Raw genomic sequence first — 14,231 nt, 5'->3', positions numbered from 1 at the left:
TCAGTTCGTCCGGTTGCGCAAAGCAATTGTGGTCGTGTAGTTGCGTTTCAGGTTCTGACCGTTCACGCCCGCCCTTTGTGTTGTACCCGACAGGGTCAAAGTAATCTGGACCGCATTGACAAGCGCCCAGTCGCTTATTTTTAAATCTGCTGCTTTGGCAAAATGGTCCGCACCCTCCACCAAGTACCTCACTTGCATGTCTGTCACGCTTCTCACCATTTCCTGAGTGCTCAAAGTCACTTGGTTTCCCGGAACCCGGACAAGACTTGCACGGTAAAGTGAATTTCCACCCAGCGGGTTTTGACCGATGTACCAGTCCATTGCATTCAGTTTGCCGATCTGGGCGTTTGTCCCGAATTCATAGCTGTTACCCTTTACAGTGCACAACGTGGGAAATCCCAGTCCCTTTGAACAGTTGCCCGGCCAGGTGCCTTTGCCCGTGTTGTAAATCAGGTGACCCGTTGCCGGCGAATAGCTGCTGATTTGAAAGAGCGTCGCGTGATCCGGGTCGCACACCATCACAATGTCGCCAGTCTGGAAAGCGGTCGAGCCGGTTTGCAATTCAAACTGGTTTTGTGCACCGACATGGGCCAAAACCGACATGGCGTTGCCGGATACACTGTGAATCTGAATCGAACTGGATCCCGCAACTGGGCCGGATCCAGCCAGTGCAGAAAGCGCCGGGTCTTTGTTGGCGTCGTCATAGCCCTGAATCACGTTGGACCAGTTTGCCCACCAGTCTGACCCCCCATTGTTTGATCCATTCGACAGCACATTGCTCACTCGCCCCGCATTTCCGCACCCGGTCAATCCTGCATCCCGGATGTCACGTCCAAGAAACTCAAAGGCAATGCGAGAACCGTCCTGCACTTCGGTCATGGCTTGGTTGGTGCGAAATGACTGCTGGTTCGACATCAACACACTGATGACACCCCCCATCAAGATCAGATTGAGCGCCAGCGCGATCAGCAACTCAACAAGGCTGAACCCCTGTTGACTTCGCAAGCAATTTGTATAGCAATGCCTTTTCAACATTCGCTCCTACAACATGGTCTTCGCCACCACGCTCTGAATGGGCGGACCACCCAGAAGCGGGTGAGGGTCTTTGAACTGAACGCTGACAGAGCAGTCACCCTGGTTGTTGCACTTCACCTGTGCAAAGGTTGTTTTAACAGCCCCCAAGTTGTCGCCCAGATCCTTGCACAGTTGTTGCAGCTGGTTCTTGGCCAGGGTGCCGCCAGCGGGGCAAGCGTCAGCAGTCAAGGTCTTGTTGTAGGCACCCTGCAAAGCCTGCGCTTTGTCCACCCGCATGACTTCCAGAATGGAATAACCGGCCAGCATTGCGGCATTTCTTGCAAGTGTGTTGTTGTTGGTCGCCACCGATCGCGTTTGCAACGCAGCCACCCCAAGAAATCCGACCGACAGCACAAAGCCCGCAATCAAAACCTCGATCATTCCCAAACCGTCTTGTTTGGTGGGCCGCAGTTCTCTAATGGCAGCTTGCATTGGGCCTCCCATTGAAATAGCCACAGTTCTGGTTGTCTGTACAGGTCGACACCACGGCACCCACTTCGACGTATATGCACCGATGTCCCTGAGTGTTTAGACGGTCTGAAAACAGATCGGCAACCAGACCACTGAAAGGCGCATTTTGTCCGTTGGCGTAGGCAAGCCCCTGCCCGCTGTAGGTGAGGTGACGGACTGCCCGCACACTGATTGGGTCCACCATGTCATCCAACCCCGCCTTGATCCGCAGTGGATGACCATTGGACATGTCCGTGGTTGTGACGGCGCAGGTGTTGTCAGAACACACTTCCACCGGCGCGTTGCGCTTCACCGCTTCCACCCGGGCGCTGTTCAATGCCGAAACCAGTTCGTTGGACAAGCTGGTTAACTGACTGGAAAGCATCAAATTGCCAAAGCTGGGTACTGCAACCATCAGCATGACCCCGGCCACCGCAAGGGTCACCATCAACTCAATCAGGGAAAAACCCCGGGCTGCCTTCTCGGGCGAGCATGCCTCAATCACAGTCATGACCATTGGGCCGTAAAAACTTGAAACGAATCATGATTTCATCACGTTGTGTCGCGTCCTTAAATTGCCCAAGCGGGTTAGCTTTTGTGATATAAAAAGCCGATCAGTCAACAGGAGAGTCCAACATGCGTCGAGTGGTTTTCAACCAGAAAGGTGGCGTCGGCAAGTCCACCATCACCAGTAACCTGGCAGCCATTTCGGCCAACAATGGCTTGAAAACCCTGTTGATCGACCTGGACCCACAGGGCAACAGCACCCACTACATCATGGGAACCCCTTCCGAAGAACTGGAGTACACCCTGGCCGATTTTTTTGATCAAGCCTTGAACTTCAAGATTCGACCCAAGAAAAGTGCAGAATTCATCGTTGAGTCGCCCTATGAAAACCTTGACCTGCTAGCCAGTCACCCTGCGCTGGAAGAGTTGCAAGGCAAGCTTGAGTCACGCTATAAAATTTTCAAGTTGCGTGAGGCGCTGGATGAGCTTCAGGGCCAATACGACATGGTTTACATTGACACCCCGCCCGCACTGAACTTCTTCTCGCGCTCAGCCCTGATCGCGGCCAATGGCGTGTTGATTCCCTTCGATTGCGATGACTTTTCCCGCAAGGCGCTCTACAACCTGCTGGACGCGTTGAATGAAATTCGGGCAGACCACAACCCCACGCTCGCACTGGAGGGAATCGTCGTCAATCAGTTCCAGCCGCAGGCCAGTCTGCCCAGGCAACTTGTTCGGGAACTGCTCGATGAAGGCCTGCCGGTGCTGAATACTTGCCTGTCCAGTTCTGTCAAAATTCGTGAAAGTCACCAAGCCTCTGTCCCCATGGTGCATTTCATGCCCAGCCACAAGTTGGCCCAGCAGTTCAGTGCATTGAATGATGAAATTCAGGCGAATTTGAAGAAGGCGGGCAAAAAGGCGGCTTAATCCTCCTGCGTTGTCATGGCGCTGAAACATGCGCCAGCTAGGCTGTGGGTTTGATTGTTGACGACCACAGCCATGTCCAAGATTCTGAATCTCCTTCCTGGTGCATACAACCGGCTTCAACGCGTCAAGCAGCGCCGTTTGCAACAAAAACTCCACAAGCGACTTGGGCGTCTTGTGTCCTACGGAATGTCCTGAAGTTTTCAGCATCGACCCTGCTCCAAGCCCATGTTTAAAGCGCTTGGCCCAGCCAACAACCGCCTCGTCAAATATTTCGCGCGCGGGCTTGCTCGACTCTCCGCCTCCATGGGTTGGCTGTCGATTCGCTATCCAACACTCTCCCTGCAAGACCGACTGAACGCCTTTCGGCAGTACGAGTTGAATCTTGAAGCAGGCACCGTTATTCGCTTCAACGACTTTTTCGTACCCTACATTCAAGCCGATAGCGACATCGCCGCAGCCTATGCCCTGGGCGCTGTGACCGAGCATCAGCGCGGCCCGCAGCTTCAGTTCTTGCGTCGTCTTGCACAAGGGCGTCTGTCTGAAATGGGTGGGCGTGGGTTTGTCGACATGGATCACCTCATTCGTTTGCTTGATTTTGGTCGGGCGGGCCCTGAGATCTGGCAACAAATGCCAGAGGACAGCCGGCAATGGGTGCAAGCCTTCGTAGACGGCTTGAATGCCGTTCGCTCGCAAAGGCCCCGAGGTGTTGATGAAAAGCTGATGGGCATCAAACCCGAACCCTACACGCCGCTGGACATTTTGCTGTTGGGCCGACTGGCGGGTGCCGATGTCAACTGGCCCATTTATTTTTCCCTGATCGAACATCGACTCAGCGGCGACTTTGCCCAATGGTGGGAACGTCTGCGAATAACCGGAGCAGGCATTTTCACCAGTTTTGACAATCCTGCTACCGCTTCAACGGCCGAGAAGCTCGGCAACATTCTGAACAGTCTGTCTCGTTCTGGAAGCAATTCATTGGTGTTGTCGGGTAGCCGCACCGAAAACGGGGCGCCGCTCATGGCCAATGATCCGCACCTTGGCCTACACCTGCCCAATGTGTGGATGCTGGTCGGCCTTCAATGCCCCTCGTATCAATGTGTGGGTTTGATGTTTCCTGGTGTTCCGGTGCTCGGTTTGGGGCGAAATCCGAATCTCGCGTGGGGTGGAACCAACCTTCGCGCAGCATCTTCGGACTTGGTGCGGCTGGATCCCTCGTCACTGGCCAACAGTGTCAGCCAACACACACGAATCAAGGTGCGATTTGGCTGGACCCGAAAGCGGTTTCTCCGCTGGTCGACTCAAGGCCCCGTTCTCACAGAGTGTCCTTCTCTGGCAAGCATGTGTGGTCATGAAAGTCTGGCCTTGCGTTGGGCCGGCCATTGGCCCACCGACGAAATCAGCAGCTTTTTGAAAGCCATGCGCAGTCACAGCGTGCGCGAATTGCAGCAGGCCATGCACGGCGTGGGCGTCACGCCGTTGAATGTGCTTGGCGCAGACACAGCGGGCAACATCGGACATGTGCTGGCGGCCACATTGCCTGCCAGAAATGCTTTTCCCGAAGACGATTGGGTACTGCCCGAGCACATCGCCAACCGAGACTGGGCCAACCGGCGCTGTGCGGCCGATTTCCCCAGTGTCCTCAATCCGCCCCAGGGGTTTTTGGTGTCAGCCAACAATCGTCCTTCTGATGTCAGTGGTCTGGGCTTTCTGTTCAATGGCGATGATCGAATCATGCGCGCCCACCAGTTGTTGCTCGATGATCGCATTCTTGACATTGAGGCTTTGCGGCGCGCCCAGTTCGATGTCACGTCGGTGTTGGCAAGTCGGCTGGCGAGCCGCCTCTCAAGCCTGTGCATGCCTTATGCGGTCAATCACACGCAGGGATTGGTGTGCCAATCCATTTCGGCCTGGTCGGGGGCTTACAGTTCTGACAGCCTTCAGGCGCTTCAATTTGAGTTTCTCATTACTGCCTTGGTGGGGCGAATCGGCAAAATCAAGTACCGTGGACGCATTCCAGGGCTCTTCGAGCAATGGGCATTTCTGTGTGCTCATCTGCCAGATGAACTTGAATCCATGGCAGAGTCGGAGCGAATTCAGGTCATTCCAGCCTGTCTTGAAGCGGCTTCGCGCAACGCCCAGCATTGGCAAATGTGGGGCAACGCGCACAAAATCAGGCTCAGGCATGTGTTGGGTTTTGTGCCTCTGCTGGGCAAATTGTTTTCCTCACGCTCGTTCCCCGCAGCCGGTTCTCGTGAAACCTTGATGAAAAATGCCCATGGCTTCATTCGGGGCTTTGATGAGACAGCCTATGGTTCACAGGCCCGGCACCTGTCCGATCTGTCGAATCCGGACGCCAATTATTTCACCCTCCTCGGAGGGCAGGACGGCTGGGTGGGCAGCATGCTGGTGACTGACCAGATCACCTTGTGGCAAACACGTCAGAGCATTCAAATGCCGCTAAGCACCGAGGCCATCGTCGCCCAATTTCCTCACCTCAAGGCGTTTTAACCCATTCGGGCCTGTGGTCTTGGCATCGAATTTGCATCACACAGTTCAATCTGCCACTTGAGGTTGTCATCCATGAATTCCGTTCTGATTGTCGATCCAGACCCCGTTAGCCGACTTCGGCTGGAGTCAGGCTTGTCAGAGTCCAATCAGTTCAGCGGCGTTTTTTCCTGCGGCTCTTTAAGCGAGGTCGATCGGTTTGTGCCTGTTTACAAAGTCAGTGTCATTGTGTTGGTGCAACAACTGGCCAGTGACCAGGCTGCGCTTGATTGCATAACACAAGCATATCTAGGTGTGGGTTTGGTGCTGTTGACCGATGAAAAGCAGCACATTGACGAGGCGTTGCTTTCAGCACTGGGCATCCATGCGCAAACCAGCACCACAGCCTCTCCTCTTGAACTGATGGTGACTGTGGCAAAGGCCATGGTGTGCAGACTCAAACCCCCCAAACGCATGCGCAAAACCTTGTTTGGGCGATTCATGAAAGATTGATCTACTGCGCGATTGATCACCTTTTCGGGTTACTAGGCTGGGCCTTTTTGGTGCAAAATGAGGTAATCGACCTGGTTTGGTCAGCAAGTAACGGTGCACGCAATGTCAGGTAAGCACAGGCAATCCGGCTCTTTCATGGTGCTGAATGTTTTCATTTTGCTCATGGCCATTGGGGCCTTGGGTGTGCTGGGTGTCGGGCAGGCCATCTGGAAGAAAAATGAATTGCAACGCATTGTGGATCTGACCGCGCAAGTCGCAGCCAGTGACATCGCAGACGCCCCCATCAATTTCCCCGTTGCGTACAGTTACGCCGCCAAAAATGGTTACGACGCGGCCTCTGGTGACACCTTGTCAATTTCCTGCAATGTGAAGGGCACTGACACCTTGCTCAGCGCCAACAATTGCGGCCAATCCGTGCTGGTGAAAATAACCCGCACCCTGGCCACTTCGTTCTTGGGCACGCACACCATCACTGCGCAGGCAGAGGCCACCATCGTGCCAATGGTCACTGGTGCGGTCGGCACCAATTTGCTGGCTTTGAGTACCGATGGTTCAGCTCTTCAGAATCCGGTCCTGACCCTGATCGGGGCCAAGTTGCAGCTCAATGCCATCGGCTATCAAGGGCTGCTTGCCGCCAACACCAGTGTCAGTCTGGTAGGGCTTGCCGTTCAGCTGGGTGTTATTCAGGCCGGGCAACCCTTGAATTTAAATTCGCTGTTGAGCACTCAAGTCACTGCCCGTCAATTGCTGGACGCGGCATTCACCGTGTCGAATGTCACCGCCTCTGACCTCGGCCTGACGCTGCCCAGCGGTGGTGCGTTGAATAACAAATCCTTTCCGCTGAGCGACATTCTTGCTGCCACAAACGTAGGCACGGTCAGCAATGGCACGATTCGTCTGGGTGATTTGGGGTTCGTCAGTACGCTGGCAGCTGCAAAAGGTGTGTCTGCCGGTACCATCAAATTGAAGCTTGGTTCGATCGCGGATGTCACGGTTTTGAATCCACCGAAGATGTTCATCGCGGTAAAGCGGCCCACAAGCGGTTCGGTGCTGGCCACAGCCACCACCGAACAAATCCAAATTCATGTGAAGTTGAGTGGATTGCTTGACGTTACCTTGACCTCAGGCGGAGGCAAGGCCGATATCAATGACATTCAATGTCGGTTGCCCCAATCGAATTCGTCGATCAGCTCCACGCTCTATTCGGTCCCCTTGACCGCCAGCGTGGTGGCCAATCCACTGGTCAATTTGTCCACTCAGTTGGGCAGTGTCAGTGCAAGCAATGTTCAGTTGGTGGGTTATCCCAACCCCACGCTGAAGACGACATACAGCTTCGATGCCATCAAGGGCACCAGCACCTTGACGAGCAACCTGACCGCACAGGTTCTGGGATTGAATTTGGGTATACTGAATGCGCCTCTCACCGCAGCGCTGTCTGGGGTCGGCCCCATTCTCAGTGAACTTCTTGCTGATCTTGGGCTGGACGTCAATCAGGTCGTGCTTGAGGAAAACACGCAAAATTGTTTCAACACGGCGGTGTTGACTCGATAAAGTCAAAATCAACAAGACGGAGACACGCTTCAATGGGTTCGGGAAAAATTTGGTACGTTTTACAGGGTGGACTGGTGGTGTTCTGGCTGGCCATTCCTTTGATTGGGCTTTTGGGTCACCACATCATGTGGTTAAACATGCTGGGCGCAATTATTTTGGCCGCTCACATTCTTGAATTGCCTGTGGCGTTTAACCGCCTGCGCGACAAACAGGTGCCTGTCAGCAAGGTATGCCTTAACACCGTGATCTTTGGTTTCACCTGGTGGTTGCCGGTCAGCAAGGGTGATATTCCCGCCTGATCAGTTGTTCTTGCTCAATTTTGCAGTGGCCCTGCGCTCAATTGAAGACAGGGTCCTCAAAATCTCTTCCAGCTCTTTTTTCTCTTTTTTCAAATCCAAGGCTTTCAAGTCGCTGTCCAGCAACTTGTGAATGGCTTTTTGCACATCCTGAATTTTTTCGATGAACTTGTGCATGAATTTTCCTGAACGCAACTGTTTGCGCGATCTAACTCAAGCAGTGTAGTGCTAGTTTGTTGCGGTTTTCTTTCAGAAATATTCGGCTTGTAATAAGCCTTGAAAAGCAAGAAGGGTGTACTTACCGAGACATAGTTTACAGATTATTCCGGACACATACTTTACAGTTTTCAGGCATAGGAGGGACCGACTATGCCTTGGAGCGAAAGTACGAAGATGGATGAGAAACTGAAATTTGTCGCTCGCTACCTCGACGGCGAGAGTATTACAGAGCTCTGTCGCGAGTTTGGCATCTCTCGGGTAACTGGCCATAAGGTGATTTCTCGGTATCGGGAAAGTGGCCTGGAGGCGCTCACCGATCGCAGCCGCAGACCCGTTCGCTTTGCCAACCAACTGCCCTTCCAGGTCGAGCAACAAATTGTCAAAATCAAGCAGCAATGGCCTTTGTGGGGAGCACCAAAGATCCGTGAGCGACTCATTAGCCATTTCCCAGACATTCCCACACCGGCAACCAGCACCGTGCACGCAGTGCTTGATCGCCATGGTTTAGTCAAGTCTCGTAAAAACCGCCGACACCGTGCTCAAGGCACAGCCTTGAGCACGGCCAGATCGCCCAATGAACTGTGTTGTGTGGATTACAAAGGGGAATTCATGCTGGGCGACAAACGCTATTGTTATCCACTGACGGTCACCGACTTCAGCTCCAGGTATTTACTCTGTTGCGAGGCCATGGAAAGTACCCGCGAGCAAATGGCCATCACGGCCTTTGAACGCCTGTTTCGGGATTATGGTTTGCCTCAGGCCATCCGCTCGGACAACGGCGTGCCATTTTCTTCTGTGCATGCCATACACGGCTTATCCAAGCTCTCGGTGTATTGGTTGCGCCTGGGCATCGCCATTGAGCGGATCAAGCCAGGTAACCCACAGCAAAATGGTCGACATGAGCGCATGCACCGCACTTTGAAGCAGTACTGCACCAGACCAGCTGGCATGAATATGTTGCAGCAACAGGAGAAGTTTGAACACTTCGTTCAGGAGTACAACCACGAGCGACCTCATCAAGCGCTGGACATGAAAAGACCAGCCGATCTGTATGTGCCGTCAACGCGGCAATACAGAGGCATTGAGCCCGTTTATTATCCGTTTCACGACAAAACTGTCACGATCACTGCCTGTGGTCGAATTTGCATCGGTCGCAAGAAGATTCACCTCAGCACTGTCCTGGCCGGCCATGACGTGGGCCTGAAGCAAGTTGACGAGCACATCTGGCTGGTCAGCTTTATGAATTACGACTTGGGATTTTTTGATTTGGATTCGTGTAGAGTGGAACCCATCGTTAACCCTTTTGGTCCAAAAGTGTTAACGATGTCTCCGGAATGATATGTAAACGATGTCTCGAGAACATACCGGGAAGGGATGGTGGCCAAGGGCGGAATCGAACCACCGACACAAGGATTTTCAATCCTCTGCTCTACCGACTGAGCTACTTGGCCACTGAAGCGCGCAAGTTTATCCGAATCTGAGGCCGAAAGCAAATCATCTGTGCAAAATGCATGTACGATTTCACAGACCCTTTGATTTATGATCATTTGAATGACCACAACGACACTTTCAGACGCCAATTCTTCACCCGACCTCGATGCGGCCGTTATCGGTTGCGGTGTCGTGGGCCTTGTTGCTGCCTTGGTGTTGGCCTCCAATGGATTTCGTGTTGCCGTGGTCGGTGCCAGGCCGCCTCAGTTTACCGCCAGCCCGGGGCAGCGGTTTGACCCCCGTGTTTTCGCTTTGTCCCATCGCAGTCAGCGTGTGTTGGACAAATTGCGCGTGTGGGACAACCTGCCCAGTGAAAAAGTCCAACCTGTTCATGAAATGCAGGTTTGGGGCGACGGTCGTGGTGAAAACCAGGGTTTTCTCAGATTCAACTCCAACGATACTGGGGTGGACTCCCTCACCTGGATCGTTGAACAAAGCAGTCTTTTCGAAGTGCTGCTGGCAGCCATTCGATTCCAACCAGGCATCGAATGGATCAACGAGCCGGTCGATGGGTTGTCCCGTTCCCACAACGTGTGGTCTGTCGTCACGCGTCAAAAAACCCTCAACACGCCTTTGCTGATTGCGGCGGATGGTGCTCAGAGTGCGACGCGCAGGCAGGCTGGTCTTGATTACGAGGTGCAAGACTACAGCGCCGAGGGCGTTGTTTGCACTTTTAAAATTGAAAAGCCCCATCACGGCGTAGCTCGGCAGTGGTTTGTTGATCAGACTGTTTTGGCGATGTTGCCCCTGCCTGGCCCCTTTGTGTCCATGGTCTGGTCAATGCCGCTGTCTGCTTCACAGCGCACCATGCAGTTGTCAGCCGAGTCACTGGCCGAGGCCGTGCTTCGAGTTCCGGGGGCCGATCTAAACGACCACTACGGCAAGTTGTCGCCTTGTGGCAAATCGTTTGCCTTTCCCCTGCGTCACGGTGTTGCCCCAGTGTGGTTCAACAACGGTGTCGTTCTGATGGGCGATGCTGCGCATGTGGTCCACCCCCTTGCGGGGCAGGGCCTAAACCTGGGGCTTGAGGACGCCGCCGAACTGGCGGGTTTGCTGGCCTCTCGCAAGCGTCTTCTCGCTGTTCAGCGCCTTGGCTTGGCGGACGAACAGCTTTGGCAAGCCTGGGAACGCCGTCGCAAGGCCGCTTGCACGCCGGTGCACTTCATGACCGACGGGCTGCACAATCTGTTTCGCATCGATCTTCCCGGCGTGCACTGGGCCCGCAATCAAGGCATGCAGGTGCTCAACCGCATTCCCATGCTCAAGCGTTGGCTTTCTCAACAAGCTATGCGATAGTGGCTTGTTTTTCACAGTTTTTCTCAGCGGTATATTCATGATCAAACCATCCACCACATTCATCAAACGCGGCCTCGGTCTTGCCTTGTTGTCGTTCACATCCCTCGTGATGGCGCCGTCGGCCATTGCCGTCACCAAAGCGCAAACCCAGCAAATTACACAATCCATTGAAGATGCACTCGGCACCTCTGGCGTCAAGGTGCTGTCCATCACCGACGTGAAATATTTCGATGGGCTTTTTGAGGTGGTGGTGTCTCACGCAGGTGGCAAGAAAATCATCTACAGCAATGGCAGTGGCAGCCATCTTATTCTGGGCGATCTGATCGACAGCAAAACCATGGACAACCTCACCGAGGCGAAGATGGACAAGCTGAACGCCATTGCCTTCAACAAAGACCTTCCCTTGAAGTTGGCGCTCAAAAGCGTGTATGGCAAAGGCACCCGCAAAATTGCAGTGTTTGAAGACCCGAACTGTGGTTATTGCAAGCGGTTTCGTCGCGAAGCGCTTTCAAAGCTGGATGACGCCACTGTTTACACCTTCCTGTATCCAGTCCTGGGGCAAGACTCCATCGACAAAGCCCAGAAGGTGCTTTGCGCAGCCGACCAAACCAAGGTGTGGGACGACTGGATGCTGAAAGGCAAAACCCCCAGTGGTGCCGGCGATTGCAATCCACCGATTTCCCAGCTTGTGCAGTTGGGGCGCGGTTTGGGTGTGGCCGGTACGCCGACCATCATTTTTGAAGACGGTACGCGCGCCAGCGGTGCCATCACCGCCGGCGAGCTGACCAAGCGTATGTCGCTTGCTGCCCGCAACTGACATTAGTTGGCTGATTCAGGCAAGGGCGTGTCCTTGGGCCAGATCAGCCACATCTTCAGGGGTTGGCGGGTGATGCCCGCCAACTCACCCGCTTTTTTGCCGGTGCCCCAAAAATAATCTGCTCTGACCCGCCCACGAATCGCGCCGCCCGTGTCCTGCGCGAGTGCACCCTGTGTAATGGGTTTGCCGCTCTGCGGGTTGCTGGATTCGATCCAAAGCATGCTGCCATAAGGCACAATTGAGCGATCAATGGCCAGGCTCAGCCCGCCCGTCAAAGGCACCCCGAGTGCCCCTGTGGGCCCAAGTGCCGGGTTTTTAACTTCGCTTTCCTTGAAGAAAACCACACTGGGGTTCTCTGCCAGCAAGCTGTCCAGCTGGTCGGGGTGCCGGTTTGCCCAATCTCGAATGCCAGGCACTGTCGCGTTGTCGACGGTCAGTTCCCCGCGGTCCACCAGCACTTTGCCGATCGATTTGTAGGGTTGGCCGTTTTGATCTGCGTAACTCAGTCTGACTACCTTGCCATCCGGCAGTTCCACGCGACCCGAGCCCTGTACTTGCAGCAGGAATGCATCCAGCTTGTCGTTGACCCACACAATCGGCTTTTCACGTTGGGGGCCGACCTTGTCCCAGCTTGCCCGATCAAAAAACGGCACCAGCGTATTGCCCTGCAGCCGGCCCCGCAGGCGCATGTGTTTCAGCTCGGGGTAAAGGCTGTCCAGTTTCACGGTGATCAAATCACTGGGTACACCATACAGTGGCACATTGTGGCGCACGTCCTTTGTCCGTGAGCCGTTCAACTCCGGTTCGAAATATCCGGTCATCAGGCCGGTTTTTCCGCCGTCTTCCTTTTGAAATTGCCACACGTCAAAGTTGGCTTCCAGCCAGAATTGCGCCGGCGGCAAGTCTCCTTTTGCCAAACGTTCCTGTACGGCCCCACAGGCTTTCAACAGTCCGCTTGGGGTGCCACTTTTTTTGGCAAGCGCACCGCCGTTGTTGTCGCACTGCGCCGCAAAGGCCTTCAACACCAAGTCCTGGTTGCCGGTGGCCCAGCCTGGCAACTGGTCAAAACTGGACTTCATCCACACAGGTGCCGCTTTTTTTGCAGGCGGCTCCGCAGGCTTTGACGTTTGGGGTGGCGTGGTGCTGGAGCAAGCGATTAAACTCAACAGGGCAGTCAGGCCAATCGCCTGAACAACGTGTTTTGGAGAAAAATTCATGTGGGTTTTGTATCTGGAAATGGTGCTGGCGCTGGGCGTTATTGTGTTCATTATGGTCTGGACACTCCGAGCGCGGATCGATCATCCGGTCATTGAGCCCGAATCAAAGCAGAATGACGAGGCAAGCAAGTCGACTGACGATGCCCCGTCCCAGTGAATCAATGCAAAGCATGTGGCACAGACAGCAGAAACTCCGGAATGGCCACTTCGAAGGTGTCGCCATCCTCGGTCACAAAGGTGTATTCGCCTTTCATGGTGCCCACTGAGGTCGGTAGAGGGCAGCCACTGGTGTACTGAAACGTCTCCCCGGGTCGCAAAACAGGTTGTTCGCCTATCACGCCATCTCCGCGAACTTCCTGAACGTTGTTCATTGCATCGGTGATGACCCAGTGCCGCCTGAGTAACTGGGCCGTTCCCTCACCAATGTTGCGTATGTCGATGGTGTATGCAAACACGAAAGGGCCACCCTCCGGGTCGCTCTGTTCCTCCAGAAAATGGGTGCTGACTTCCACTTCAAAGCGATATTTCTGCGTTGTACTCATTGTCCCGAAAAGCCTTCTGGTTGGTTATTGTCTACATTCTCGGTGGAAAACACGCACTTGGCAAATCCGATCTTCCACTGGCTCGACGAGTCGAGGGCAGAATCGTTTAAACTTTCCATTCCGATCCAACACACTGATTACCAAGGCTGTTCATGAATCCCTTTGTCATTGCCCCCAGCATTTTGTCCGCCGACTTTGCCCGTCTGGGCGACGAAGTCAAAAACGTCATCGCGGCGGGTGCTGACTGGGTTCATTTCGACGTCATGGACAATCACTATGTGCCGAACCTGACCATCGGTCCCTTGGTGTGCGAGGCCTTGCGCCCCCACACCGACGCACCCATTGACGTGCACCTCATGGTTCGTCCCGCCGATCGCATCATTCCTGATTTTGCCAAGGCAGGCGCCAACCTCATCAGCGTGCATCCCGAAGGCACTGACCATCTGGACCGCACCTTGGGTCTCATTCGCGATCAGGGCTGTCAAGCCGGTCTGGTGCTGAACCCGGCCACCTCCACAGCCTGGCTTGATCACGTCATGGACAAACTCGATTTGATTCTGCTCATGTCGGTTAACCCCGGTTTTGGTGGCCAAAGCTTTATCCCGCAAACGCTGGTCAAGTGTCGGGAAGTGCGTGCACGCATTGACGCGCACGTTGCGGCAGGTGGTAGCCCCATTCGTCTTGAAATCGACGGGGGAGTCAAACCCGACAACATCGCTGAAATCGCCCGCGCCGGTGCAGACACCTTCGTGGCCGGTTCCGCCATTTTTGGCAAACCCGATTACAAGGCGATTGTTGAACAAATGCGAGCCGAGCTGGCCCGCGTTCGGCCTGAATAGGGCGGGCG

Annotated in this window: 16 protein-coding genes and 1 tRNA gene; 10 read left to right on the top strand and 7 right to left on the bottom strand. The window is 54.4% G+C overall.

Features of this window, described 5'->3' with window-relative positions:
* Genes QQJ87_RS12185 through QQJ87_RS12175 form a run of 3 tightly spaced genes read right to left on the bottom strand, consistent with a single transcriptional unit; the run spans position 1 to position 2,035 of the window.
* Positions 1-1,005: a PilW family protein gene (locus QQJ87_RS12185; protein WP_284282048.1), complete on the bottom strand. Its 1,005-nt coding sequence runs from the start codon at positions 1,003-1,005 to the stop codon at positions 1-3.
* 36 nt (positions 1,006-1,041) lie between these two features.
* Positions 1,042-1,506: a type IV pilus modification protein PilV gene (gene pilV, locus QQJ87_RS12180; protein WP_284282047.1), complete on the bottom strand. Its 465-nt coding sequence runs from the start codon at positions 1,504-1,506 to the stop codon at positions 1,042-1,044.
* Positions 1,490-2,035 carry a GspH/FimT family pseudopilin gene (locus QQJ87_RS12175; RefSeq protein WP_284282046.1) on the bottom strand — a complete coding sequence of 182 codons (546 nt, stop codon included), beginning with the start codon at positions 2,033-2,035 and terminating at the stop codon, positions 1,490-1,492. The genes pilV and QQJ87_RS12175 overlap by 17 nt, the downstream gene beginning before the upstream one ends.
* 125 nt (positions 2,036-2,160) lie before the next feature.
* On the opposite strand from QQJ87_RS12175, the gene QQJ87_RS12170 reads away from it, so the two are divergent.
* From QQJ87_RS12170 to QQJ87_RS12150, 5 genes are all read left to right on the top strand, one after another.
* On the top strand, positions 2,161-2,958 hold the full coding sequence (locus tag QQJ87_RS12170) for a ParA family protein (protein WP_284282045.1): 798 nt from the start codon (positions 2,161-2,163) through the stop codon (positions 2,956-2,958).
* A 225-nt stretch (positions 2,959-3,183) separates the two neighbouring features.
* Complete coding sequence (locus QQJ87_RS12165; RefSeq protein WP_284282043.1) at positions 3,184-5,466, top strand: penicillin acylase family protein; 2,283 nt, start codon at positions 3,184-3,186, stop codon at positions 5,464-5,466.
* A 72-nt stretch (positions 5,467-5,538) separates the two neighbouring features.
* Positions 5,539-5,955, top strand: a complete 417-nt coding sequence (locus QQJ87_RS12160; RefSeq protein WP_284282042.1) for a hypothetical protein — start codon at positions 5,539-5,541, stop codon at positions 5,953-5,955.
* 102 nt (positions 5,956-6,057) lie between these two features.
* Positions 6,058-7,506, top strand: a complete 1,449-nt coding sequence (locus QQJ87_RS12155) for a hypothetical protein (RefSeq protein ID WP_284282041.1) — start codon at positions 6,058-6,060, stop codon at positions 7,504-7,506.
* Between the two features lie 32 nt (positions 7,507-7,538).
* Positions 7,539-7,805 (top strand): hypothetical protein, encoded by a 267-nt coding sequence (locus QQJ87_RS12150; RefSeq protein WP_284282040.1) that lies wholly within the window; start codon positions 7,539-7,541, stop codon positions 7,803-7,805.
* Here the strand turns inward: QQJ87_RS12150 and QQJ87_RS12145 are convergent, their stop codons facing one another.
* Complete coding sequence (locus QQJ87_RS12145) at positions 7,806-7,979, bottom strand: hypothetical protein (protein WP_284282039.1); 174 nt, start codon at positions 7,977-7,979, stop codon at positions 7,806-7,808.
* Between the two features lie 216 nt (positions 7,980-8,195).
* Here QQJ87_RS12145 and QQJ87_RS12140 point away from each other — a divergent pair, with 216 nt between their 5' ends.
* Positions 8,196-9,359, top strand: coding sequence for an IS481 family transposase (locus tag QQJ87_RS12140; protein WP_284282038.1), 1,164 nt, complete (start codon positions 8,196-8,198; stop codon positions 9,357-9,359).
* Positions 9,360-9,396: 37 nt separating this feature from the next.
* Here QQJ87_RS12140 and QQJ87_RS12135 read toward each other — a convergent pair.
* Positions 9,397-9,472: transfer RNA gene (locus tag QQJ87_RS12135), tRNA-Phe, on the bottom strand.
* Positions 9,473-9,572: 100 nt separating this feature from the next.
* Between QQJ87_RS12135 and QQJ87_RS12130 the strand changes: the two genes are divergently transcribed.
* Both QQJ87_RS12130 and QQJ87_RS12125 read left to right on the top strand, forming a co-directional pair.
* Complete coding sequence (locus tag QQJ87_RS12130; protein WP_284282037.1) at positions 9,573-10,808, top strand: FAD-dependent monooxygenase; 1,236 nt, start codon at positions 9,573-9,575, stop codon at positions 10,806-10,808.
* A gap of 37 nt (positions 10,809-10,845) precedes the next feature.
* Complete coding sequence (locus tag QQJ87_RS12125; RefSeq protein ID WP_284282036.1) at positions 10,846-11,625, top strand: DsbC family protein; 780 nt, start codon at positions 10,846-10,848, stop codon at positions 11,623-11,625.
* A 2-nt stretch (positions 11,626-11,627) separates the two neighbouring features.
* Here QQJ87_RS12125 and mltA read toward each other — a convergent pair whose 3' ends face one another.
* Positions 11,628-12,842: a murein transglycosylase A gene (mltA, locus tag QQJ87_RS12120; protein ID WP_284282035.1), complete on the bottom strand. Its 1,215-nt coding sequence runs from the start codon at positions 12,840-12,842 to the stop codon at positions 11,628-11,630.
* Between mltA and QQJ87_RS12115 the strand changes: the two genes are divergently transcribed.
* Entirely contained in the window at positions 12,841-12,999 is a 159-nt protein-coding gene (locus QQJ87_RS12115) for a hypothetical protein (protein ID WP_284282033.1), read from the top strand. The genes mltA and QQJ87_RS12115 overlap by 2 nt on opposite strands.
* 1 nt (position 13,000) lies before the next feature.
* Here the strand turns inward: QQJ87_RS12115 and apaG are convergent, their stop codons facing one another.
* On the bottom strand, positions 13,001-13,384 hold the full coding sequence (gene apaG, locus QQJ87_RS12110; protein ID WP_284282031.1) for a Co2+/Mg2+ efflux protein ApaG: 384 nt from the start codon (positions 13,382-13,384) through the stop codon (positions 13,001-13,003).
* 152 nt (positions 13,385-13,536) lie between these two features.
* On the opposite strand from apaG, the gene rpe reads away from it, so the two are divergent.
* A complete protein-coding gene (gene rpe, locus QQJ87_RS12105; RefSeq protein WP_284282030.1) occupies positions 13,537-14,223 on the top strand; it encodes a ribulose-phosphate 3-epimerase in 687 nt (228 codons plus the stop codon).
* Positions 14,224-14,231 lie beyond the last annotated feature (8 nt).

Origin of the sequence: Limnobacter litoralis (assembly GCF_030160455.1) — a bacterium.
GTDB lineage: Bacteria > Pseudomonadota > Gammaproteobacteria > Burkholderiales > Burkholderiaceae_B > Limnobacter > Limnobacter litoralis.
Note: the sequence above shows the minus strand (reverse complement) of the source record. Positions and strands in the feature narration are given on the sequence as shown.

Coding starts and splice junctions, on each gene's coding strand:
- mltA (WP_284282035.1), bottom strand. CDS start 12,842: ATGAATTTTTCTCCAAAACACGTTGTTCAGGCGATTGGCCTGACTGCC.
- QQJ87_RS12160 (WP_284282042.1), top strand. CDS start 5,539: ATGAATTCCGTTCTGATTGTCGATCCAGACCCCGTTAGCCGACTTCGG.
- rpe (WP_284282030.1), top strand. CDS start 13,537: ATGAATCCCTTTGTCATTGCCCCCAGCATTTTGTCCGCCGACTTTGCC.
- QQJ87_RS12115 (WP_284282033.1), top strand. CDS start 12,841: ATGTGGGTTTTGTATCTGGAAATGGTGCTGGCGCTGGGCGTTATTGTG.
- QQJ87_RS12170 (WP_284282045.1), top strand. CDS start 2,161: ATGCGTCGAGTGGTTTTCAACCAGAAAGGTGGCGTCGGCAAGTCCACC.
- QQJ87_RS12175 (WP_284282046.1), bottom strand. CDS start 2,035: ATGACTGTGATTGAGGCATGCTCGCCCGAGAAGGCAGCCCGGGGTTTT.
- QQJ87_RS12165 (WP_284282043.1), top strand. CDS start 3,184: ATGTTTAAAGCGCTTGGCCCAGCCAACAACCGCCTCGTCAAATATTTC.
- QQJ87_RS12155 (WP_284282041.1), top strand. CDS start 6,058: ATGTCAGGTAAGCACAGGCAATCCGGCTCTTTCATGGTGCTGAATGTT.
- QQJ87_RS12130 (WP_284282037.1), top strand. CDS start 9,573: ATGACCACAACGACACTTTCAGACGCCAATTCTTCACCCGACCTCGAT.
- QQJ87_RS12125 (WP_284282036.1), top strand. CDS start 10,846: ATGATCAAACCATCCACCACATTCATCAAACGCGGCCTCGGTCTTGCC.
- apaG (WP_284282031.1), bottom strand. CDS start 13,384: ATGAGTACAACGCAGAAATATCGCTTTGAAGTGGAAGTCAGCACCCAT.
- QQJ87_RS12145 (WP_284282039.1), bottom strand. CDS start 7,979: ATGCACAAGTTCATCGAAAAAATTCAGGATGTGCAAAAAGCCATTCAC.
- pilV (WP_284282047.1), bottom strand. CDS start 1,506: ATGCAAGCTGCCATTAGAGAACTGCGGCCCACCAAACAAGACGGTTTG.
- QQJ87_RS12140 (WP_284282038.1), top strand. CDS start 8,196: ATGGATGAGAAACTGAAATTTGTCGCTCGCTACCTCGACGGCGAGAGT.
- QQJ87_RS12150 (WP_284282040.1), top strand. CDS start 7,539: ATGGGTTCGGGAAAAATTTGGTACGTTTTACAGGGTGGACTGGTGGTG.